Here is a 21691-nt window from a genome sequence, read left to right on the forward strand (position 1 = left end):
CTTATTCGTTGGCGCCGGACGCATCGGCTCCTGATTCCAGAGGTCCCATCACGCCGCCGCCGAAGCCGTAGATGCGCCGCGCTCCGGCAAACGGGATCAATGAGACCTCGCGCGACTGACCCGGCTCGAACCGCACGGCCGTCCCGGCCGGGATATCGAGGCGGCACCCACGGGCAAGGGATCGATCGAACGCGAGTGCGGCGTTCACTTCGGCGAAATGATAATGGCTGCCCACCTGGACCGGCCGGTCGCCGGTGTTGGCTACGGTAATCGATGATCCCGTTCTGTCCCCGTTCAGGACGATGTCGCCGTCAGCCGGAATGACCTCCCCGGGAATCATGCCACGCCTCCGAGCAGCAGCAGCCCGACAAGCCCGGCGCAGACGCCCGCCGCGCGAAGCAAGCTTCGTCTGGCCGCGTGTCCTCCCCAGAGCCCGATGACCATGCCGGTCAGGAGAAGAGCGGCGGTCGCCGTCGTGAAGCCGATCACGTAGGGAACAAGCATCGAGGCGGCGTCAGGTCCGTGGGCGTGACCATGGAAGAATGCGAACAGGCCGACGGCCGCTGCGCCGAGCATGACGGGCATCCTGAATTCGAATGCAACGAACGCTCCCAGCGCCACCACCGAGAGGCTGATCGCCGCCTCCACAAAGCCCATCTGAAGTCCGGCGCTTGCCGCGGCGAAGCCGCCCAGCATCGCGATCAGGAAGGTCAGCGGCCACACCGCTCTCGCGGATCCGTCCACGAGCGCGCTCCACGTTCCCACCAAGGTGATCGCAATCAGATGATCCGCGCCGCTGAACGGATGGACGAGACCGGCGTCGAACGAGCTGCCCGCGCCCGGAATGGGATGAGCGAAGGCCGGCGCGGCAAGCAGGCTCAACGCGGCGACGCAAATCGGGACGATACGCATCATCAGCTCCTATCGGATCGGGTTGTGCACCGGGACAAGCTTGGTCCCGTCCGGAAACGTTGCCTCCACCTGGATCTCGCGGATCATTTCCGGGATGCCCTCCATGACCTGGTCGCGGCGCAGCAGCCGGCCGCCTTCGGACATCAGATCCGCGACCGATCGTCCGTCGCGGGCGCCTTCCATGATGGCATCCGAAATCAATGCGATGCTTTCGGGATAATTCAGCTTGACGCCGCGCGCGAGCCGGCCGCGCGCGACGATCGCGGCGAGGGCGATCATCAGCTTGTCTCGTTCCCGTGGCGTCAGATTCAAGATGCTCCTCCCACTTGGCCGCGCTGCTAACAGGACCACATCTTCGGCACTCCGAAGGGACCGGATCCGAGCTCATGGTCGAGTTGATCAAGGAAGCGGCGCAGACCTCGTCTGAGATCCACGCTTGCGATCGCGGCGACCCGGACCACGATGATCGCGCCCACGATCGTGACGCCGCACGCGCATTCCAGCGAAGCACCGATCTCGCGCAATCTCTCGAGCCGGGACTCAAGACCCGGACCGAAATAGATCATGGTCGCGATCGCCTTCCAGTTCGAGAGCAGCGCCGTCTTCCGAAGCTGCAGGAGCGCCTGGTCGGAGGCGAGGAAGCCATCTGCCCATACCAGACGGCCGTCGACCCTGACGCGCCAACTGTCCAGGATGTGTCCGGCAAGAACCTCCTCGCCGCTTTCGATGCGGCCAAGAACCAGCCACTCGAGGGCAATCAATTCGGTGCCGGAGCTCACATCGATCTCGGTCTGTCGCGCGATGCGCGCCTGGTTGAAGACGATCGTCTCTTGTGGAAGCCACGCAAGCTGGGCATTTCCCTCAGCCGTTAACCGCGTCCGGATTCGGGCAGGCCGATCCAGCGCCCGATAGACCTTCTCCGCGGCCTGCGTGGTCACCGCGACCGACGCATTGCCTTGAGCGACCACCTCGATCCTGATCTCGTCGCCGCCTGCGACACCGCCCGAGGTATTGATGAGGACCGCCTCCTTGCGCCGATGATCGTCGACATTCGGGAAGGCAACGGCCATCGGAAACTTCTGATAGACGTCGATGATCTCCGTGCCGTTTGCGGCGCCGGAGAACACCACGCGAGCTTCCCCGACAGCGCGCTGCAGATCGAATTTTTCCGTGGCGCCCTGCCCTTCGCCCGGATGGCCGGGATGAGCCGCGGATGTCCCGCGAGAGCGCTCGTGAATTGCTTCAAGCATCAGTTTCGGGGCTCATGATTGACCGTGTGTGTCTCGCATATCGGCGAGGGAGAGGCCGGGCGCGGAACGGCAATGCCGACCACGCCCGGACCTCGTGTCGCGAAACCGGGATCAGAAACCCGCAAGACCCTGGGAGCCGTTGTACGGGATCTTGACGCTGCCGATCTCCTTCAGCGAACCGTCCGGCTGGGTGCTGTAGCTGACCAGCTTAGAGGCGTTGCCGTAGATCTGATAGAGATAGGCGCCGTCGGGCGATATCCAGCTATCGCTGGGACCGCTCGTCACGGTTCCGTTCAATCCCCTCGCGGTGCCGTCGCCGAGGACCTTCGGACACGCCGGATCGCACGCAATCTCCAGGCCGCTACCGTTGATGCGGTAGCTGCTGATGTTGCTGTAGCCGAAATTCGTCGCGTAGATCGTGCGATCATCGGGCGCGATGGCCAGCCAGCACAGCTCGGACGGCAGGCCCGCGCTGGTGTCGATCTTGACGAGCGGGCCGATCTTGATCGAGCCGTTCTTCTCGATGGTGCAGATGGAGCATCCGTCACCGACGGCATAGCCGATCACGAACGTATTCGGACGCTGATTCAGGAACGCGATGTAGAACGGAGAACCGCCCTTCGCATCGTAGAACCTGGCCGTGCCGAGCGAGCCGTCCTTTTGCAGGGCGAACACCGCGAGGCCGTCCGGATCCGGTGCGTTCGACGCGATCGAGTGCAACGCGCCGCCGGCGCGCTGAACCCAGAGAATCGGCGAGCCGTCGGGATACAGGCCGGTGAGCGCGATCGGCTCATCGAAAGTGGTGCCGACAAGCACAAGCTCCTCGTTGGGCGAGACCACGACCATGGTGGAGACACGGTTCCGCTTGCTGTACGTGTTCACCGTATATCGCTCGGGCCGCGTCTTGAGCATGCCTTCGGCATCGACCGACATCAGCCGAAGATGATCCGGTCCGAACGCGTGCAGCACGAAGAGCGTGCGCGTCGACGGAGCGAAAGCCAGCGATTTTGCCGTGCCGCTCCTGCCTTCGACCGGGTTGCCGGTCGACTTCACGTCGAGCAGCGTGAGACGACCGTCGCTCTCCAGGCGGAAGCTCGAAACGGAATTGTCTCCGCCATTGGTCGCAAACAAAAAGCGCCGATCGGATGTAATGATGACGCTTCCCGCACCCTCGTAAGAGTTGGGCGCGCTGTCCTGGCCGCTGATCGGCTTGAATTCCCCGGAGCCGGCGCCGCCCGTCTTGATACGCGCGACCTCGGCCAGCTTGCCGTCCGCCTGCCGCGTGTAGTGAATAATGGCGTTGTCGATCTCGTTGGTCTGAATATAGAGATGACCAGTCTGCCCCTTCGACATTCCCATCTCGCTCGTCGTCGCCTCTTTAGCCATCTCTCGCTCCTTTGATGATTGGCTTTGGTAAATCGAATGCCTTTCGGTGACCTGCACCATTGCTATGGCTTCAGCGGAGGGTATCCATCGACGTAAACCCAGTCGGACGCCCGCACGGGCACATGGCACGCCTGGCATTGGGCCCTGCAGTTCGTCGTCGTCGTTTTTGAGCGATCGCCCGCATCGAACCAGGACCATCCCCAGCCGTCGCCCCACAGCGCGCTCTCCGGGTGACGGTTCGCAGTGTCCTTCACCATGACGAACCATCCCATCAAAGCATCGGCGCGGCTGACGGTGCCGGTCGTCATTTCAGAGGTTGCCGCCTTGAACACTTCCTTGACCAGCACCGCACCGTCCGGGAAGCGCTTGTCCTTCCGATAGGCGTCGATCACTCCCGGCGAGGCGTACACGACGTGAAGTTCCTTCGAGCCGTGACTGTCGTCCGCCGCAATCGCCCAGCTTCCGAGGATTTGATAGGTCGTACGATAGTCATCGGGCACGTGCAGATGCCCGTCGCGGTCGGCGACACTCGCACCGGTCGAAACGCCCTCCGCCGCGTTCGCCCGCAGCTGTGACTGCCTGACCGCGGCCGCGACCCCAAGGATCACGACGGCGGCGACACAGGCGGCTTTGAGGATTTTCATGCCGATCTTCCGCCGATTACGCGATCACCGCGCGTCCTTGTTGTCCAGCAGCGGATAGAACTGGGTCCAGACCTCATCCTTCTTGGCGTTGGCGATGTGGCAATAGGCGCACTCATCCTTCGACTTCACCTTGGCCGTCGGCGCCTTCGGTTCGTGATGATTGAAGTTGAAATAGCCCCACCCGTTGGTGTCGGCGAAGCGCTTCGAGTCCTTGACGGTCACGTCGGCGCCGTTCCATTGGCCCGGGAAGTAGCCACGTCCCGACGCTTCCGTTCGCGAGCCGTCGGCATTCTCCTGCGGCAGCGTCAGCTGCAGCTCCTTGAACAGGATCGTCCCCTCGGGGAATTCGCCGGTCTTCTTGTAGATCGCGTACGAGCCCGGCTCGATATAGACGTTGTGGAATTCCGGGAAGTTCGCCTGCCCGCCGTTGAGGGCATTCGGCGTCAGCGGCGAGCCGACATAGACCCACTCGTGGAAATTCTTCGGCAGGAGCAACTGCCCGTCCGCGGTGTATTCCGGCAGATAGCGCGTATTGCTCTGGGCGTTGCTATCCTTGAGCGATCCGAAGAACAGGATCGTTGCGACCGCACTGCCTACGATGACCGCCGCTGCTGCCTGGACTCTCACGCGCATTGTCTTCTCCCGCGACTGCGGCCGAACGCGCGAGGCGCCGGCACGATTGACCTGTCGAGAGATGGCTTAGCCAGTCGCGGAGGATCCTGCGCGCTGGGGATTGCTTCCGCTTTGGCCATCTTGATGCATTCCGTGCCGAACCTGCGATCGGTGAAGAGGCTGACGCTGCGAAAGCAAGGCGCGCGGCCCCAATCGGCGCCGCGATCGCGGCGCCGACGGCCATGGAAACGACCGAGAGGGTGCAAGGTCAGCGGATGAGGTCCGAAAGCGGGGCTGCTCTCAGGGGGCGCTCGCGGCAGATCCGGTAATTGTCCTGCCAGGGACGAAGCCGCTCGAAAGCCGCGCTCGCGGCCAGCACGTCGAAGTCGGCGTTTCGCCGACCTATGATCTGCATCCCGACCGGAAGCCCGTCGGACAGACCTGCTGGAATTGAGGCTGCCGGATGGCCCGTAAAGTTGACGAAGTAGGTCAGGGCCCATCCGATCAGAGGATCTATCTCGACACCATTGATCGACTTCGGCCCAGCCGTGTTGCCGTCGCTGGCGTTGTCGACCGGCGGGCACGCGACGGTCGGCGTGACCAATAGATCGAATCTTTCGAGGACGTTCTGGAAGGCATCGTAGATCTCCGACCGGACGGCTTGGTCGCGGAAGAAATCGAGCCCCGACATGCGATTGGTCTTCTCGACCCAATCCATGTATTCAGGCGGAAAGTCGTCGCGATGCTCGCCGAACAGATCGATGCCGTCACGCTTCATGTTCTCGATCGCCTGCAGGTTCAGAAGCATGTAGAGACGCGACCAGACGTCGCTCAGCTCCCGTTGCGAGCGGACGATGCCGAGCTTCACTTCCTCTACATGAGCGCCGGCTTCCTCAAACGCCTGTACCGCGCGGCGGACCGTCGCCGCGACTTTTCCGTCGACCGGAAAGACGTCCAGATCCGGACTATAGGCAATCTTGAGGCCACGGATCGAACGACGTGTCGCCGCGGTGAAGTCGACGGGCGGCTCGATCAGGCTGAAGGGATCTCGCGGATCAGGGCCGGCGAGACGTTCAGCGCGATGGCGGCATCTTCGACCGTCCGCGTGATGGGCCCTTCGAACAGGAACGGAGAGTCGGCCACGCCGAACGCGTTGGGACGCACGAGGAACGGCACGCGTCCGAACGACGCCTTGTAGCCATACACTCCACACCAGGCGGAGGGGATTCGTATCGAGCCGCCGGCGTCCGTACCTTCTGCAATGGGTAGCAGTCCATCGGCGACCGCCGCGGCGCTTCCTCCGGATGAGCCGCCCGTGTTCTTGGCAAGATTGAACGGGTTGCGCGTGGGACCAAAGAGGTAGTTGTCGCAGGTGCCTCGGAATCCCATGAGGGGGCTGTTGGTCTTGCCGAGGAACACGGCGCCGCCACGCTTCTCCATGCGTTCGCAGAACACGCAGTAACCGTTCACGACGTGGTGCTTGAGCGCGCGGATGCCGCCCAGGCTCGCAGGCCAGCCCGGCTTGAAGTCGAACAGATCCTTGAGCGCCGACGGGATGCCGTGCAACGGCCCCCACGACTCGCCGGCGACCAATGCGCGCTCGGCCTCCTTCGCTCTCGCGCGGGCGCCGTCGAAATCGAGATAGACCAGCGCATTCAGGCTCGGGTTGCGCGCTTCGATGCGCCGGATGAACGCATCGACCACGTCAACCGGCGACAGATCACGCCGTCGGATGCGAGCTGCCAGTTCGTGTGCGGTGAGGTAAGCGAGTTCGTCGGAATGCAAGGACCGGCTCACGCTCGACATCGTCTCCTCCTTCTGAACCACTTCAGGACGAAGCCGCATTTGACATTGAAACAGTTCTTGCCTGCGCAGCCGTGATTGCTTCGTCTTTCGCAATCTTGATGCATTCGCCGCGACGGCCATCGACAAGGCATCGCTAAGGGTTCATGTGCGCTGACGTGGGCTGCAGGTTACGCCGACGCGCGTTGGGACATCCTGCGCGTCACCGCACAAGGGCACGCTTCCATGGACCGACCTCCCGCTTCTCGCGGCTTCAAATCCAAGCGACAGACACCCGAAGCGGCCCGGCTGCCGCCGGGCCAGTATCTGACGACCGACTTCCCGGTGCTGTCCGCCGGACCCACGCCGGAGATCCGTGTCGCCGACTGGAAGATTGCGCTTCAACTCGGCGGGTCGTTGCTGGGGAAATGGACCTGGGACGAATTCGAGGCACTGCCCCAGACCACGATCACGGTCGACATTCACTGCGTCACCAAATGGACGAAGCTCAGCACGGTCTGGCAGGGCGTCAGCTTCGACGACCTTCTCAACGTGGTCGGGCTGAGCGAGCCGCCGGACGCCTATGTCATGGCGCATTGCGACGGCGGATACACGACGAACCTTCCGGTGACCGACCTGGTCGCGGGAAGGGCGATGATCGCGACCCGCTATGAGGGTCTGGCGCTTGCCCCGGCGCACGGTGGCCCCGCGCGACTTCTGGTCCCGCATCTTTACTTCTGGAAGAGCGCAAAGTGGCTGCGAAGGCTCCGCTTCATGCCCAAGGACGAACCCGGGTACTGGGAATCGCGTGGTTATCACAACTATGGCGATTCCTGGCGGGAGCAACGTTATGACGGCGATTGATGCGCCTCTGCAGCAGCCCAGGATCGCGTGGCAGACCGGTTGCGTACAGGCCATCGTGGTTGAGACAAGCCGGGTGAAGAGCATCATCCTGCAGCCGGCCAACTGGTCCGGGCACTGGCCCGGCCAGCACGTCGACATCCGTCTCACCGCCGATGACGGCTATCAGGCCGAACGAAGCTACTCGATCGCATCGCCCCCGGAAGAAAAGCTGCTCACTCTCACCGTGGAGCGGGTCGAGGACGGTGAGGTGTCGTCCTATCTCCTCGACGAATTGCGGGTTGGCGACGCTCTCGAATTTCGGGGACCCATTGGGCAGCATTTCATCTGGAGCCAAACGCACGGTGGACCGATTTGCCTGGTCGCGGGCGGCACCGGGATTACGCCGCTGATGGCCATGTTGCGCCACCGCAGGAGGTCGCTCGCACCCATTCCGGCATCATTGATCTATTCGGCACGCAGCCTTGCCGACGTCGTGTACCGGGATGAGCTCGATACGATGGCGCGTGGCGATCGCGACCTGCGCCTGGTCTATGCGCTCACCCGCGAGCATCCGAGCGACTGGAACGGACATCGGGGGCGGGTCAACGAGGCGCTGCTCGCAGAGAGCAGCTTTACACGCGAGCAGAATCCCACGTTCTTCATTTGCGGTCCCACCGGATTTGTCGAAGGCATCTCGAGCGTGCTCGTGAAGCTCGGCTTCGACCCTCTCGCCATAAGAACCGAGCGTTTCGGGCCAACAGGAGCATGATCGCCATGGCAGACAATATCGCCGACCTCATTCTCGGCGGTGATCCCGGCACGCATTTGCTTCAGGAAGCCTTTGCCTTTGACATCACCCTGACGAAGATCCGGTGCGCGGCATGCAACACCGTGTCCTGCCTCGGCGCTCTCGCCGTCGACGGCGGGCCCGTGGAAGCGCTCGTCAAGTGCGCCGATTGCGGAAGCGATCTGATGAGGGCGACGCGCACTCAGAGGGGATGTGTCCTTGAAATGCACGGTGCCCGGCACCTGTACTTCTGAAGGCCGCGCCCGATCGCCCGCCACACTCCGAAATCAAAGACCCGCCATGCACGGTGAAGACGTCCACCTCGCTGAAATCGAGCGCCAGATTGCCGCCACGGCGGCGAAGCTTCGCGAGCTGATTGAACAGTCCGCCTCACAGGTCGCCGCGATGAGCGAAGAGCTCGTCGGCCAGCGAATTGACGATCAGGCCGCACGGCTCGAGATCCTGATCAGGCGCCGCGAAGAGCTCCTCCGAGCCAGATCCGGCGACGACTGAAAAGGCCGGCCGGAGCAGATCGGAAAGCGTCAGCCGTGAAATTTCAACCCGTCGACGATCTTGTCGATCACCTTGCGCTCGGCACGCATGGAAATCCCGACCAGATTCAGCTCTGTGCGGGAAACTGCCTTCACGACTTCGCGGTTGGCTGCGTCGTGAGCGGTCCTGAACATGTCCTCGGTATAGAGCCCCGGCGTCACTCCGCGCGTCAGTGCGCGATCGAGCGCGCGTGATAGCGCCGCGCGGTCGGCGCCATAGATCAGGATGGGCTGGCCGATCAACGGCAGATATTTCGTCCCGGAGCCGTCTTCGTAGGGGTCGCCGATGCAGGCCGGGAAAGCCGCCGCGATCCCGCTGGCGAGGAAGGAGGCCACGTTCAGCTTCTGCCACGGCTCAAGGTCGGTGCGGACCACGACCGCGATCTTGGTGTCAAACTGCATGACGGTTTTGTCGCTATTCCTCAGCGCTCGCGAGGAGCGAAAGAGCCCTTACTCCATGCTTGCGCGCATCGAACGCTTTTGCAAGTGGCCCGCTTCCGCGGACGCCCTTCGGGTGCAAACCGATTAGATCGATTTCACCTCGCCGCCGTCCATCCGCAACGCCGAGCCGGTCATCCAGCGCGCGCCGGGCGATACGAGGAACGCCATCAGCTCGGCGATCTCTTCCGGCTCGCCGTAACGCGCGATCCCGGCGTCCTTGGGAAACTTCGCCGTAGCTTCCTCGACGGTCATGTTGTGCAGCGGCGCCCAGTGCTCGAGGTAGGAGCGGCGGCGGCCCGTCATCACCGGCCCCGGCAGGACGCTGTTGACCTGGACGCCATCGCTGATTCCCTTGTCGGAGAACGCCTTTGCCAAAGCGACGATTGCAGCGTTGATGGTGCCGACCGCGGCATAGGGTGCCTTGGGGAAAGAGGCCGAGTTTCCCGACATCAACACCACCGCCCCCTTCGCGGCCATGAGCGACGGCCAGGCGGCGATCGTGAGCCGCCGGGCGCCATGCAGCTTCAACGCCAGTCCGGCGTCCCACTGTGCCTCCGTCGTCTCGAACAGATCGACCTGAGGTACCGCGCCTGCGATATTGAGCAGGGCATCGATCCGGCCGAACGCCGCCAAGGTCTGGTCGACGACAGATTGAGCAGCACGAGGTTCGGCCAGATCGGCGTCGATCACCAGCACCTCGGCGCCGGCGACCCTGGCCGCCCTTGCGGTGTCCTCGAGATTGGCGCGGTTTCGCGCCACCAGGGCAAGCGCCGAGAAATCGCGCGCCAGGCGCACCGCGGTCGCCCGGCCGATTCCCTGGCTCGCCCCCGTCACGATGGCAACTGATTTCGACATATGAACCCTCCCGAATACCAAGCTTGCAAATATCAGTCGCGAACGACGACCATCTTTCCGACCGCCTCGTTCGCCTCCATGACGCGATGCGCCTCGCGAATCTCGTCGAAGCGAAAGATCCGCGCCGGCTTGACGTCCAGCCGGCCGGCCGCGGCGTCGGCGGCGATTTCCCGCAGCGGCACGTCGGAGAGCGGAAACCCTGGCGTGCCGAACACGAAGCTGCCGAAGAAGGTCAGATAGACGCCGCTCGGCATCTGCAGCAGCGGATTGAAATCCGGAATCGGATCAAGCCCGCCGAGCCAGCCGGCGAGACAGGAGCGGCCGCCGCGGTGAAGCATGGCGAGGGAGTCGAGCACGACGCTGTTGCCGACGAGGTCCAGGACTGCGTCGACCTGCTTCGCCTCGGGCAGATGCTTTGAGAGATCGCGCCGTTCAATTTCGCAGCGCGCGGCTCCGAGCTTCTCCAGCACGGCAAAGCGTTCCCGGCTGCGCGTCGTCGCGATGACCCGCGCGCCGGCATTGACCGCGAGCTTCAGCGCGGCCTGACCGAACGACGAGGTCGCTCCGCGAATGACGAGAAGCTGACCTTTCTCGAGATCGAGATTTCGGAAGAGACAGGTCCATGCCGTCGCGAAGGTCTCGGGGATCGCTGCGAGCTCGGCCCAGGGCAAATCCGCATCGATCGATGCGACGTTCGAGACGGGCGCACGCGTGTATTCGGCATAGCTGCCGTTGATGGTCCGGCCGAGACCGCCCATCAATGCGGCCACCTTGGCGCCCACCGGAAATTCTCCGCCCGGGCACGACTTGACGAGACCGACGCATTCGATGCCGCTGATCGGCGCCGCTTCGGCCCATTCGCCCCGGCGCATGTGCATTTCCGCATGGTTGATGCCGAATCCCTTGACCTCGATGACGGCATGACCAGGCTGCGGCTCGGGCTCCGGAACGTCCCGATAGACGAGGCTGTCCAGGCCACCGAATTTTTCAAGAACGATAGCGCGCATGACGGCTCTCCTGACGTTTTTCGCGGCGAGGGAAGTGACCGTTACCCATTCGAATTCAGCTGGCCAAGGAAATCGCCGATCGCCGCTGCGATCTCCCGCGCATGAGTCTCGAGCGCAAAGTGCCCTGTGTCGAAGAAGCGCACTTCCGCACCCGGCATGTCGCGCTGAAACGCCTTCGCGCCCGCCGGCAGAAAAAAGGGATCGTTCTCGCCCCAGGCCGCCAGGAATGGCGGCTTGTGCTTGCGGAAGTAGGCCTGGAATTCCGGATACATGGCGACGTTGGTCCTGTAGTCGCCGAACAGATCGAGCTGGATCTCGTCCGCGCCAGGGCGCTCGAGATAATGGTTGTCCAGCGTGTATCCGTCAGGGGAGACCAGGGAGACGTCAGGCACCCCGTGGGTGTATTGCCAGGCCGTCGTCTCCGGCGAAAGGAACGATCGCAGCACCGCTCGATTCGCTTGCGATGCATCTTGCCAGTAAGCTCGGATCGGGCTCCAGCCTTCGCTCAATCCCTCCTCATAGGCATTGCCATTCTGCGAGATGATGGAAACGATGCGCTCGGGATGTCGAAGGGCCATCCGAAAGCCCGTCGGCGCGCCATAGTCGAAGACGTAGAGCGAGAAACGAGGAAGTCCGATGACTTCCGTGAATCGTTCGATCACCTGCGCCAACGCGGCGAACGTATAGGCAAAGCTCTCGCGAGCCGGCATGTCGGACTGGCCGAACCCGGGCAAATCCGGCGCCACCAGTCGGAAGCGATCCGAGAGCGCTGGGATCAAATCGCGGAACATGTGGCCAGCGGTCGGAAATCCGTGCAGCAGCAGCAAAGCGGGCGCGTCAGCCCGACCAGCCTCCCGGTAAAATACGTTCAGCCCGTCCACGTCGGCCTTGCGATACCGAATGCTCGTCATCTGTGGTCCCTCCCTCGACACCTGTTACGCCCGGTGAAATCGATGATCCGATGGCAGCCGATCCGAGGCGGTCTCACCTGGACATTTCGTGGCTCGGGGCGATCCGGTTACAGGTTCCCCGGGGATTTCTGCCCCTACGAGACTGCCTGTCGCCTGCTCTGCCCGATATCGCCCCTCGGATCTATTCATTCGAACTCCCTGCGATAGTCCGTAGGAGTCCAACCCGTCGCTTTGCGAAAGGCGGAGCTGAAGGAGCTCGTTTGGGCATAGCCCAGGCTGAGTGCGATGTCCGTAATCGATGCCGCGCGATCCGCCAGCCGCAGCTTGGCGAACTCCATGCGCCGCTGCACCTGATACTGGTAGGCCGGGATCCCGAACGACTTCTTGAATGCACGGCAGAAGTGGTGAACGCTGAGCCTGGCGAGCTCGGCGAGCTTGAGGAGGCAGACCTGCTCTCCCAGATGCCCCTCGACATACTCGACCACGACACGCTTCTGCCAACCTGCGAGACCTCCACGACTGACCGCTGCCGGCTCGCGAACAAGATCGTGATCGGACCTGGAAAGCTCGTGGGCGAGCACACCGCAAAGCGCCTCGAGGTAGGGCGTGCAATTCGTCTCCGCGCTCTCGATCGCCTTCTTCAATTTGGAGGCGGTCTCCCAGACCAGCGGATCCTCGAAGTATATTCTTGGCGCGAGCCCGGCCGCGCCGTCGTCGGACTTGTGAAGCGCGGCGGGATCGAAATAGAGGAAGGTCACCTGCGCCGACGAGGCGGCCTCATGCCATTCCCGATAGGCGCGTCCCGCCGGGACAAAGGTCAGCCTGTGCTCGGAGCCTCGCAGCTTCGACGAGCAGAGGCCATCGATGGAGGTCTCACCGCTTTTCCGTCCTCCCTCGTTGTACAACGCCAGGAGATGTCTCGATCCCTGAAAACGAAATTCAATCCTGTTGCCGACCGGGAGGTGAACGCTCTCCGAAAACCACCAGCGCCAGCCTATCCCAAGGCGCTTCACCGGCTCGGAAGGCGTTATGTTGACCGTCGGATGAAGCGCCGCGTCGGACGGCCTGGACGACAGCGTCTCGTCCACCGCCCGGACTGGCGAAGCGGAGACCGCCATCCTTGGCGTGCTCTCGCTCGAATTTGATACATACATCCCCATCGTCGTCGCCCTGTTCTGTGCTCCGGATGGCCGCGTCCAATCGTCAACGAATTTCTGCACGGAGGAGATGCCCTGATCGCCTGGATACGGGCGTTGAAGCCGCAAGCTGCACGTGGCGTTACCTCTCCGGTCAAGGCGCGCTGCCAACGCCGGCTGGCAGCACCGCACAGGGGCAACATGCTTTTCATCGCGCTGGTGGGCAATCTCACGCTTGTGCTGTTCCGGCCCATACTTAGGTATGGGTCGCGTGCAGGGACGGCGCCGAGATGATTTAGCACGAGATACCAGTCCCGAAGCTTCAGCCCTGGAGTTGGAGCGTTTCGGCCATTCGAACGAGCATTGCCGCGGTTTTTGCCCCGAGCTTCCGCATCACGCTGCCACGATGCATCTTGACTGTCGCTTCGCTGATCGAGAGCTCGCTGGCGACCTGCTTGTTCATCAGACCGGATGCCACCAGCGTCATCACTTGCCGCTCGCGCGTGGTCAGGGATGCAAACTTCTCCTGCAACTGCGCCAGGTGCGCGCTGTCGTCGCGCCGATCGATGTCCTTTCGGATCGCGGCCGTGATCGCATCGAGAAGATCCTGGTCCCGTATCGGCTTGGTGAGAAAATCGACCGCCCCCAGCTTCATGCCTCTGACCGACATGGGAATGTCGCCAAAGGCGGTCATCAGGATCACCGGGATTCCGACATTGATTTTCGTCAGGTACTCCTGCAGCTCCAGGCCACTCGTGCCGGGCAATCTGACATCGAGCACCAGACACGCAGGGGCATCCGACAGCTCGACCTTCAGGAAATCCGAGGCTGATCCGTACAGGGCGACCTTGTAGTGCAGGGACTCGAGCAGGTCGCCAAGGGACTCGCGAACCGCGCGGTCATCGTCGACGATATGCACAACGCCGGAAGGGGGCATGTCTACCGGCTTTCCGACGTCTGAACCGCCTGGCGAAGCGGGAGAGCGAAGGTGAACTTCGCTCCGCACCTCCCGTTTTCTTCCACCCATAGCTCTCCTCCGTGGAGTTTCACTATCTTGCGGCAGATCGACAGTCCCAGACCGAGTCCCGCTCCCTTCGTCGTATAGAGCGTCTCGAAGACCCGCTCTCTATCAGCCGGGCTGATGCCGCCCCCCGTATCCGCGACTGCCACGGAAATCATACCATCGGCGACCCCCGAAGAGAGGGCCAAAATGCGGTTCCCGTCCTCGACCGCGGCCATGGCCTCGATCGCGTTGCGCACGAGATTGAGGGCGACCTGCTGGACCTGAACACGGTCTGCTTCGACACGCGGCGATGATCGATCGAAGTCGGTACGGACGACGACCCCGGCGCGCTCGATTTCCCTCTTCGACAGAAGCAGAACCTCCGCAACAGCATCGTTGATATCGAACTCGGCAAAATGGACCTGCGTGCCCCGCAACAAAGAGCGGACCCCGGTCACAACCTCCGCGGCTCGATGTGCCTGCCTGATAATGCGCGCGACCGATTTCCGGGCCTCCGCGGCTTGAACGGGATCCCGGGCGAGCCACCGGAGGCAAGCTTCCGCGCTCATGATCATGCCCGTCAGCGGCTGATCGATCTCGTGAATGATCGAGCCGGCGAGCTCGCCAAGGGACGTCAGGCCCGTCGCGCGTGCAAGCTCGTTTCGCGCGTCGGCGAGAGCCTGCTCCGCCGCCTTCCGTTGCGAGACGTCCGTGATGATGCCTTCCAGCTCGAGGTCTCCCGTGGGCCCCTCATCGAATTGCCCGACGGCCACGACATGCAACGTCTTGCCGTCCCGGTGGACCACGCGGTACTCGTGCGTGAATGGCGACTTCGTGCTGATCGCCTCGGTGAGGTCTTGCTCCAGCGCGGGATAATCCTCGGGATGGACCCGGCTCCTGAACACCTCGAAGGGCACGGGGTTCACGTCCAGGTCGACATCCAGAATGCGGTAACATTCGCGCGATCCGCGCGAGAGCAGGGTCCGGGTGTTCCAGCGATAGCTGCCCATCCCGCCGATCTGCTGACCTCTGACCATCCACATGTTGGTCTCGCGCAGCGCCTCGAACAGGCGGACGGATTCGAATGAGACGGCGGCCTGATTGGCCAGCATGGATGTCACCCAGACGCATCGCGGCGTGAAGATCTCCGCATCTCCATCCGCTTCGAGATAGAGAACGCCGATCGCCCAGTGCTGGTGAATCAACGGCAGGCACAGCTGCGCTATCTTTCCAAACGACGGGCTCGCGGGGTCGATCAGTGCCGAGCTCTCCGCGCCGGCTTGCCTCACGACCGTTTGCTTTCGATCGAGCACCTGTTCGGCAAGGTCGCTCGGCAAGCGGAATTCGGCGTGCGGGGGGAAGGAGGCAAGGAAGTTCGCCCTCTCGCGCGGGAAGCTCGCATCGGCCTTGGCAAGCAACTCTCTTTGTCCGCTGAGCAGGATCGCCCCCCGACTGGCCCCGGAATAACTCAGCGCCTCCACGAGGAGAGCCTTGGCCAATCCCTGATAGCTGATTTCTCTCGAGATAATCTGAAACGCCTTTGCGACCAGATCGAGTTCGTGCGTCTCGTTATCAAGCCTCATACCGAGATGTCTCGTCGTGAAAATCATTTCCAGACGTCTCGACGCATCACCCCGCCGCTTGCGTATCGAGGGGTGGGACGAGAACGCGTCAGTACGCCGCAACATGTAACGGGACTTGCGAACGTTGCCAAGTTTGGTTGCGGAGAGCCATGGTTCAAGAGCCCGCGCCATGCACGTCGTTGCGCATTCGCCCGATTTTTTTCCAAGCAGGTGTAACCGATGCGACAGCTGCTCCGAATGTCTACGAAAGTGCGGAGCAGCGGCAGTGCGCCCCGCTGGCCGCCGGCATGACTCGCTTGCTGTTCAGGCCCAATCGGGGCGTCGAGACATTGCCGCGCCGGCCTGCATCGGCAAGGAAACAGGAATGATGACCGCGGAATCTCCAAAGACAGAACGCCTGAACGCCCTCTCGGATGCGGTTTTTGCAGTCGTTATTACAATTCTCGCCCTGGACCTGCGCCCGCCGCACGCTCCGAGCCTCGATGCTCTGTTCGAACTCTGGCCGACCGTCATCGGCTACGCAGTCAGCTATCTCTTCATCGCCATCGTCTGGGTGAACCATCACCATCTTCTGCACTATGCCAGCGCGGCAACGCCCCGATTGATCTGGGGAAACTTCGCTCATCTGTTTTCCGTATCGCTGCTGCCATTCTCGACAGCCTGGATCGCGAGCTCAAAGCTGGCGCCGCTGCCCGTCACCGTCTACGCCGGCGTATTCGCGCTGGTGAACGCGACCTATCTGTTGCTGTGCTGGGAAGCCGTCGACCGGCCGGCGATCGAGCAGATCCCGGGCCAGGCGCGCATGATGATGCGCATGCGATCCTTGACCACCCTGTTCGGCTTCCTCGCCGCGGCGGCCGTCTCGTTGCACTATCCCATGCTCGCGCTGGCCATAATCTGCATCTGCCTTGCAGTGTACCTCAAGCCTCAGGTCGCAGGACACGCGCCGCGTCCTGCTTCAGAAGATACAACGATACCGCAAGCAGCACGACATCCTTCATCAGGAACGGAACGTTGCCAGTCATCGCCGGAAAGCCGCCTGCAGCAGCGTCCCAACCGTCCGGCATGAACGGAATGATCGTGACTGTTGCGATGAAGGTACCGGTAGATCCAAGGGCGCCCAGAATGCCGCGGCGCTTGCTCCAGAAGCCCGCGAATATCAAGGCACCAAAGGTCCATTCGGCGACGCCGAGGAACCAGCTGGCACCTTGATGGCCGAAAGCGGGATAGAGCCACCAGATCAGCGGACCGTTGCTGATGAAGGGATCCAGGCGATCCGCCTCGTACGCCCACCATTTCTGGTAGCCGAAGAAGAAGAACAGGATCACCATCGATGCCCGGACGATGTGGTAGTCTAGGTCTCCCGCAAGCAGCCTCGATATCGGCAGCCTGCTTGCGAATGATTTGCGCCGCGCACTCGCCAAAGTACTCATGGTGTCGATCCTCCTGATCCTAACTGACAGGCCCTTGCGTGGTCGGCGTCTGACCGAGATCGATCAGAAGCCGGCAGACAATACCGTCGGGTGCGAAGTCGAGATCGACCTGCGCGCCCGGCAGGGCCCTTGCGATCAGTTGCGTGCCAAAGCCTCTGCGTTGGGGCTTGGTCACAATCGGTCCGCCGCGCTCGCGCCACTGGATCGCAAGACCTTGTCCGCCGAGATAGGGCGGGCTCTCCCAGATCACCTCGACGGCTCCCGCGGTCGAAGTCAGCGCGCCGTACTTGCTCGCGTTGGTAGCCAGCTCGTGAATGATGACGTGCAGCGCCAAGGCGATGTGCGGCTCCAGCGTGAGGTCCGGCCCCGCGAGCAGAATGCGGCCCCTGTGAAACATCGCGTGCGGCTTGAGCGTTCGCTCCAGCATCCCCGCGAGGGACACGCGCTGCTCTCCCGCCGATTCGATCATCCTGTAGGCGTCGGACAGGGTCGCGATCCGTGCCGAGAGCGCCTCGCGAAACTCGGCGGTCGTATTCGCATCGGTGTTGTTCACGAAGCACAGAACGATGCTGAGGATATTGCGCATGCGATGCTGCAATTCGCTCACGACATTCTCGAGCGCGTCATCCCGGATCGGGGCGATCCGCTCAAAGTGCGCGCACCCGCTTCCGCCGTCGTGGAACGAACCGGTGACAGTGTGCCTCATGTGCAGACCTATCGTTGTTTGCTGAACCGGATATCGATCAACACCCGCGGCAGATTTTCAGCTTCTTGTCGAGATCCGCGTCCAGACCTTCCTGTTTCCGGTTGAAGTCGGTAATGCGCTTCTGCAACGCATCCTCGGCGACTGAATTCGGCATGAATTCATTGCCGCGCGGCTGCACCTGGACGGTTTCAGCCGGGCTCGGCGCTTTCGGCGACGGCGCCGGGAGCGGATCTGCCAGGGCGGTTAGAGGAATGGCGGCGAAGCTCAGGATGAGGGATGAACGGAGTTGCATGGTCGCGCCTCAACGCAGTTGATTGCCATGATGACGCGCACATTATGCAGCATATGTACGGGCCTCGCTGTTCGTGGATTGCGCCGATTGAGGCGATATTGTTGGAATGATTCCGTCTGCGCCCCGATTCATTCTAGGGTGCCGCCGGCGCGGGCCTTTGCTCCGCGAGAATGACCGAGAAGAACCCGCTGTCGTCAGTCCAATCGGCGACGGGATTCCATCCGCCGGCCTGCAGCAGAACGAAGGCATCCCTGCGCCCGTATTTGAGGCTGTTCTCCGTGTGGATGGTCTCGCCCTTCGACAACGAGAAGACACGACCGTCGACCTCGAAGCTGACGTCGCGCGTGGCTTCCAGATGCATCTCGATACGCGCCTCCGCATCATTCCAGCGCGCCAAATGGCGAAAGGCGCCCAGGGGAATCGAGCCGCCCAGCTCGCGGTTGATCCGATGCAAGAGGTTGAGATTGAATGCGGCCGTCAGCCCTTGCGTGTCGTCATATGCCGGCAGGAGAACATCCTGATCCTTGATGCGGTCGATGCCGATCAGCAGCATCGATCCGGCACCCAGCGTCTCCGCCATGGCCCGCAACAGGTCGACCGCCGCGGGCACGGTCAGGTTTCCGATCGTCGACCCCGGAAAGAAGCCGAGGCGCGCAGTCGACGCAATCTCGTCCGGCAGCGCAAAGGGGAAGGTGAAATCGGCCTCGGTTGGATAGATCGGCAGTCCCGGGAATGCATGCGACAAGCCTGCCGCAACCTCCCGGAGGAACTCGCCCGAGATGTCGATCGGCACATAGGCGGAGGGCTTCGTCTCCGCCAGCAACAGTCGCGTCTTTTCCGACGAGCCTGAGCCGAACTCTATGACTGTGCGGCCCAGCCCCGCGAGCGCGGCGATTTCCGATACTGCGGACGCAAGGATCGATCGCTCGGTTCGTGTCGGGTAGTATTCGGGCAGCAGCGTGATGGCTTCAAACAGAGCCGATCCACGGCGGTCATAAAGCCATCTCGCTGGAATTGCCTTTGGCGCGAGGCTCAGCCCTTCCATGATGTCATAGCGGAACGCCGCCGTCAGGTCGGCCACCGTAGATCGCATTTCGTTCTGGAGTTGAAGCAATTTCAGCTTTCCGTCGCACGACGTCTCGGTCGACCCGGCCGGCGGCCGCAATGACGTCAGGAGACCAATGTCGACAATTTCTTCAGGCCGCGATGAATATTGATCTTGACCAGGGCCGCCGACTGTCCGGTCGCACCGGCCGCTCGCGCGATGCTCAGACCATTGAGCTTCACGAGGCGGATCACGCTCTCCTGCGCAGGCTTCAACCGGCCAAGCAGCTGGTCCAGCGCAGCAGCGCTGATCGCGGCACCTTCGTGATCCTCGATTGCGATGTCTTCGTCGGGTGCGAGCGCGCTGTAGCGAGACGCATCGCGCACGCGATCGACCCATTTGTAGCGCGCAATCGCCGTGACCCAGGCGCCGAAGGGCTTCGAAGCCGCAAACGTGTGGCGTTTCGCGTGAATGGCCAGCAGCACCTCCTGCCTCGCATCGTCGGCGGCGGGATAGGGAAGCCGGCGCGCGTAGTAGGCCCGAAGCCACAGATCCAGCTCCCGCAGCAATCGCTCATATGCGTTTCCATCCCCTGCTCGCGCCGCAAGCAGAAGCCGGCCCCATCTCTCCGAACAATCGTTCCATCTCTCCCAACGGGCCGACTTCCGGCGATCATGTCGCGGCGAATCCATATCCCCTCGGGGTCGTGCACGCGCGGGCTCGTCGCCGCCGGACGATTGCGTCGCCATAGAGGACGTGATGTCGTCATCCGAGAGCGCTTTCATCTTCGAAGGCTCCTGTCGAGACACTCGAGCAGCGCGCTGGTTTCGAACGGCTTTCGGAGAAGGCAGAATGCGCCGATCGAGGCCGCTTCGGCGTCCAGCTGCTTGTGAGGAAGCGCGGTAATGAGAATCACCGGCGCTCCGACCTTCTGCTGCTGGAGCTCGCGAACGAGGTTGAGCCCACCCATTCCAGGCATGTGAACGTCGGCAATGATGCAGTCGAAGCTGAACCGGTCGATGTAGCTCAGCAGCGCTTCGGCCCTGTCAAACGGCTCGGAGCGGTAGCCGATCGATCGCATCAGATCCACCAAAGACAGGCACAGGGCCTCGTCGTCATCGACGACTCCTACGTAAGGGACCTTCACCTGACTTACCCTCGCAAGACGCGATCATCATCGAAACGCGATCGCAACAGGGTCGATTGAAGCGCAAGCCACTCTCCAGTTGACCAGGCGGCTGCTGTCGTGACGTTCGATGCTTGTTCGCGAGAGGCACATGTTCGGTCTCCCCAACTGAGGAAAATCCAGTAGCTGCGCCATGATCGATTGCGCATGTCGGCCCCGAGCATGCGTTCGGTGGGTGACTCCTACAATCTCGCGATTGTGATGCACAGACCCATACTTTGGTATGGGTTTGCGGCGCCAAGGGCGAGCCACCAAGGGCGACGCGATGTCAGGCCACGCCGATCCCGGTCGCCTGCGGCCGAACAGCGCAAGTTTGAAAAACGCACGATAATCCGCGCACAGCGCGCCCTTCGAAGCTTGGCTACCGTTCAGATCACGACAGACGTCGACGCCGCCCTTGCCGCCAATCCGCGACCTCGAGGATGAGACGACATCAGATGGACCATCTCATAAAGAAGCTGTCCGAGCTCGATCTGGTCAGAGGCGATTTTGACTACCATGCCACGCGTGTGGCGATGATCATCGTCTTCTTCGTGTTCAGCTGCCAGAAATGGTTCGACTACGAAGCGCACGCGTTGATTCCATTCATCAGCAATGGTCCGCTGATCTTCTGGCTGTATCCGGTGTTTGGCGTGCGCGGCGCGGCCTACTTCCTGGGTTCAGCGGAGTTGCTGTTTGGATTGCTTCTTCTGCTCGGATTCTGGAGCAGAAGACTGGCGGTCCTGGGATCGCTGGGTTCATGCGCGACCTATGTCGCCACCGTGACGATCATTCCGTTTTTCCCCGATGCCTGGGCCGCGCCGGCCGGCGGCTTTCCTGCGGCCACGTTGCCGTTCCTCTTCCTCATGAAGGATGTCGTACTGCTTGCGGCTTCCGTCTATCTGCTCAAGCGGGACCTCCTCCGGGCAGCCGCCGACGTGTCACCGGCTCAGAACGGGATTGTTCGACAGGAAGCGATGCAATAGCGCCGGTTGGCACTGGAACAGCAGGATCAGGGTCGTCCCCCGTGACGGGCGATGAACTGCTCGGCTACATCGGCGAGGTCGTTGCCGATGATCTGCGTGAGCGTAGGTTTGCGACGACGGCTTATAGACCTTGACGCTGTCCACGCTGAGCGACCTTTCGAAGGCTCCCGCTTTTCTCCCGCGCTCAAGCTGGATGCTTCATCCACGGTTGAGCGGAATTGCCGATCAGAGCGCATCGGAACAACTCTTGTCGGTGACGCTGGGTCCGAACGGAATGCGGCTCATGCCATTGCTCCGATCCCGGCTATTGTTGGGGATTGGCGTTGGGAGTACGTTCCCGAACGGGACAGGTGAACCTTTC

27 protein-coding genes and 1 pseudogene are annotated in these 21691 nt (G+C 62.5%); 6 read left to right on the top strand and 22 right to left on the bottom strand.

The window, feature by feature from the left end:
• Position 1: 1 nt before the first annotated feature.
• The 9 genes from QJT78_RS09890 to QJT78_RS09930 all read right to left on the bottom strand — a co-directional run bounded on the left by QJT78_RS09890 (position 2) and on the right by QJT78_RS09930 (position 6730).
• Positions 2-340: an urease subunit beta gene (locus tag QJT78_RS09890; protein ID WP_028148887.1), complete on the bottom strand. Its 339-nt coding sequence runs from the start codon at positions 338-340 to the stop codon at positions 2-4.
• Positions 337-915: a HupE/UreJ family protein gene (locus tag QJT78_RS09895; RefSeq protein ID WP_028148888.1), complete on the bottom strand. Its 579-nt coding sequence runs from the start codon at positions 913-915 to the stop codon at positions 337-339. The genes QJT78_RS09890 and QJT78_RS09895 overlap by 4 nt, the downstream gene beginning before the upstream one ends.
• Before the next feature lie 6 nt (positions 916-921).
• A complete protein-coding gene (locus QJT78_RS09900) occupies positions 922-1224 on the bottom strand; it encodes an urease subunit gamma (RefSeq protein ID WP_028148889.1) in 303 nt (100 codons plus the stop codon).
• 26 nt (positions 1225-1250) lie between these two features.
• A complete protein-coding gene (locus QJT78_RS09905) occupies positions 1251-2162 on the bottom strand; it encodes an urease accessory protein UreD (RefSeq protein ID WP_028148890.1) in 912 nt (303 codons plus the stop codon).
• Positions 2163-2273: 111 nt separating this feature from the next.
• A complete protein-coding gene (locus tag QJT78_RS09910; protein WP_028148891.1) occupies positions 2274-3548 on the bottom strand; it encodes a beta-propeller fold lactonase family protein in 1275 nt (424 codons plus the stop codon).
• A gap of 62 nt (positions 3549-3610) precedes the next feature.
• Positions 3611-4192 (bottom strand): cytochrome P460 family protein, encoded by a 582-nt coding sequence (locus QJT78_RS09915; RefSeq protein ID WP_028148892.1) that lies wholly within the window; start codon positions 4190-4192, stop codon positions 3611-3613.
• 24 nt (positions 4193-4216) lie between these two features.
• The gene (locus QJT78_RS09920; RefSeq protein ID WP_028148893.1) at positions 4217-4825 is read right to left on the bottom strand and encodes a cytochrome P460 family protein; all 609 of its coding nucleotides are present in this window, start codon (positions 4823-4825) and stop codon (positions 4217-4219) included.
• 247 nt (positions 4826-5072) lie between these two features.
• Entirely contained in the window at positions 5073-5840 is a 768-nt protein-coding gene (locus QJT78_RS09925; RefSeq protein ID WP_281460226.1) for an amidase, read from the bottom strand.
• Positions 5837-6730 (bottom strand): amidase, encoded by an 894-nt coding sequence (locus QJT78_RS09930; protein WP_281460223.1) that lies wholly within the window; start codon positions 6728-6730, stop codon positions 5837-5839. Before QJT78_RS09930 ends, QJT78_RS09925 begins: the two co-directional genes overlap by 4 nt.
• Positions 6731-6832: 102 nt before the next feature.
• Here QJT78_RS09930 and QJT78_RS09935 point away from each other — a divergent pair, with 102 nt between their 5' ends.
• Genes QJT78_RS09935 through QJT78_RS09950 form a run of 4 tightly spaced genes read left to right on the top strand, consistent with a single transcriptional unit; the run spans position 6833 to position 8729 of the window.
• Positions 6833-7450, top strand: coding sequence for a sulfite oxidase-like oxidoreductase (locus tag QJT78_RS09935; RefSeq protein ID WP_281460224.1), 618 nt, complete (start codon positions 6833-6835; stop codon positions 7448-7450).
• Entirely contained in the window at positions 7437-8198 is a 762-nt protein-coding gene (locus tag QJT78_RS09940; RefSeq protein ID WP_028148896.1) for a ferredoxin reductase, read from the top strand. Before QJT78_RS09935 ends, QJT78_RS09940 begins: the two co-directional genes overlap by 14 nt.
• A 5-nt stretch (positions 8199-8203) precedes the next feature.
• Complete coding sequence (locus QJT78_RS09945) at positions 8204-8470, top strand: DUF6510 family protein (RefSeq protein ID WP_224580600.1); 267 nt, start codon at positions 8204-8206, stop codon at positions 8468-8470.
• Positions 8436-8729: a hypothetical protein gene (locus QJT78_RS09950; protein ID WP_157790042.1), complete on the top strand. Its 294-nt coding sequence runs from the start codon at positions 8436-8438 to the stop codon at positions 8727-8729. The genes QJT78_RS09945 and QJT78_RS09950 overlap by 35 nt, the downstream gene beginning before the upstream one ends.
• Positions 8730-8758: 29 nt before the next feature.
• Here QJT78_RS09950 and QJT78_RS09955 read toward each other — a convergent pair whose 3' ends face one another.
• From QJT78_RS09955 to QJT78_RS09985, 7 genes are all read right to left on the bottom strand, one after another.
• Entirely contained in the window at positions 8759-9169 is a 411-nt protein-coding gene (locus tag QJT78_RS09955; protein WP_028148899.1) for a DUF2000 family protein, read from the bottom strand.
• Positions 9170-9292: 123 nt separating this feature from the next.
• Positions 9293-10063, bottom strand: coding sequence for an SDR family oxidoreductase (locus QJT78_RS09960; RefSeq protein WP_028148900.1), 771 nt, complete (start codon positions 10061-10063; stop codon positions 9293-9295).
• A 32-nt stretch (positions 10064-10095) separates the two neighbouring features.
• Complete coding sequence (locus QJT78_RS09965) at positions 10096-11070, bottom strand: zinc-binding alcohol dehydrogenase family protein (protein ID WP_028148901.1); 975 nt, start codon at positions 11068-11070, stop codon at positions 10096-10098.
• A gap of 41 nt (positions 11071-11111) precedes the next feature.
• Positions 11112-11981: an alpha/beta hydrolase gene (locus QJT78_RS09970; protein ID WP_028148902.1), complete on the bottom strand. Its 870-nt coding sequence runs from the start codon at positions 11979-11981 to the stop codon at positions 11112-11114.
• A gap of 185 nt (positions 11982-12166) precedes the next feature.
• Complete coding sequence (locus QJT78_RS09975; protein WP_038942492.1) at positions 12167-13099, bottom strand: AraC family transcriptional regulator; 933 nt, start codon at positions 13097-13099, stop codon at positions 12167-12169.
• A gap of 340 nt (positions 13100-13439) precedes the next feature.
• Positions 13440-14054, bottom strand: a complete 615-nt coding sequence (locus tag QJT78_RS09980) for a response regulator (protein ID WP_028148903.1) — start codon at positions 14052-14054, stop codon at positions 13440-13442.
• Between the two features lie 2 nt (positions 14055-14056).
• Complete coding sequence (locus QJT78_RS09985; protein ID WP_028148904.1) at positions 14057-15703, bottom strand: ATP-binding protein; 1647 nt, start codon at positions 15701-15703, stop codon at positions 14057-14059.
• Between the two features lie 364 nt (positions 15704-16067).
• Between QJT78_RS09985 and QJT78_RS53145 the strand changes: the two genes are divergently transcribed.
• Positions 16068-16772, top strand: a complete 705-nt coding sequence (locus QJT78_RS53145) for a TMEM175 family protein (protein WP_080586506.1) — start codon at positions 16068-16070, stop codon at positions 16770-16772.
• Here the strand turns inward: QJT78_RS53145 and QJT78_RS09995 are convergent.
• The 6 genes and pseudogenes from QJT78_RS09995 to QJT78_RS10020 all read right to left on the bottom strand — a co-directional run.
• Positions 16699-17136 (bottom strand): annotated as a pseudogene (locus tag QJT78_RS09995) (DUF417 family protein); the annotation flags it as partial. The gene QJT78_RS53145 and the pseudogene QJT78_RS09995 sit on opposite strands and share 74 nt — an antisense overlap.
• 19 nt (positions 17137-17155) lie before the next feature.
• A complete protein-coding gene (locus QJT78_RS10000; RefSeq protein ID WP_049807494.1) occupies positions 17156-17842 on the bottom strand; it encodes a sensor histidine kinase in 687 nt (228 codons plus the stop codon).
• Positions 17843-17879: 37 nt separating this feature from the next.
• Positions 17880-18134 carry a hypothetical protein gene (locus QJT78_RS10005; protein ID WP_028148906.1) on the bottom strand — a complete coding sequence of 85 codons (255 nt, stop codon included), beginning with the start codon at positions 18132-18134 and terminating at the stop codon, positions 17880-17882.
• A gap of 133 nt (positions 18135-18267) precedes the next feature.
• Positions 18268-19215, bottom strand: coding sequence for an L-histidine N(alpha)-methyltransferase (gene egtD / locus QJT78_RS10010; RefSeq protein ID WP_240537518.1), 948 nt, complete (start codon positions 19213-19215; stop codon positions 18268-18270).
• 89 nt (positions 19216-19304) lie between these two features.
• Complete coding sequence (locus QJT78_RS10015) at positions 19305-19748, bottom strand: sigma-70 family RNA polymerase sigma factor (protein ID WP_281460225.1); 444 nt, start codon at positions 19746-19748, stop codon at positions 19305-19307.
• A gap of 212 nt (positions 19749-19960) precedes the next feature.
• The gene (locus QJT78_RS10020) at positions 19961-20326 is read right to left on the bottom strand and encodes a response regulator (RefSeq protein ID WP_028148909.1); all 366 of its coding nucleotides are present in this window, start codon (positions 20324-20326) and stop codon (positions 19961-19963) included.
• A gap of 476 nt (positions 20327-20802) precedes the next feature.
• Here QJT78_RS10020 and QJT78_RS10025 point away from each other — a divergent pair, with 476 nt between their 5' ends.
• On the top strand, positions 20803-21330 hold the full coding sequence (locus QJT78_RS10025; RefSeq protein ID WP_028148910.1) for a DUF417 family protein: 528 nt from the start codon (positions 20803-20805) through the stop codon (positions 21328-21330).
• Positions 21331-21691 lie beyond the last annotated feature (361 nt).

Origin of the sequence: Bradyrhizobium sp. Mp27, from assembly GCF_029953005.1 — a bacterium.
In the GTDB taxonomy this organism is placed as follows: Bacteria; Pseudomonadota; Alphaproteobacteria; order Rhizobiales; family Xanthobacteraceae; genus Bradyrhizobium; species Bradyrhizobium barranii.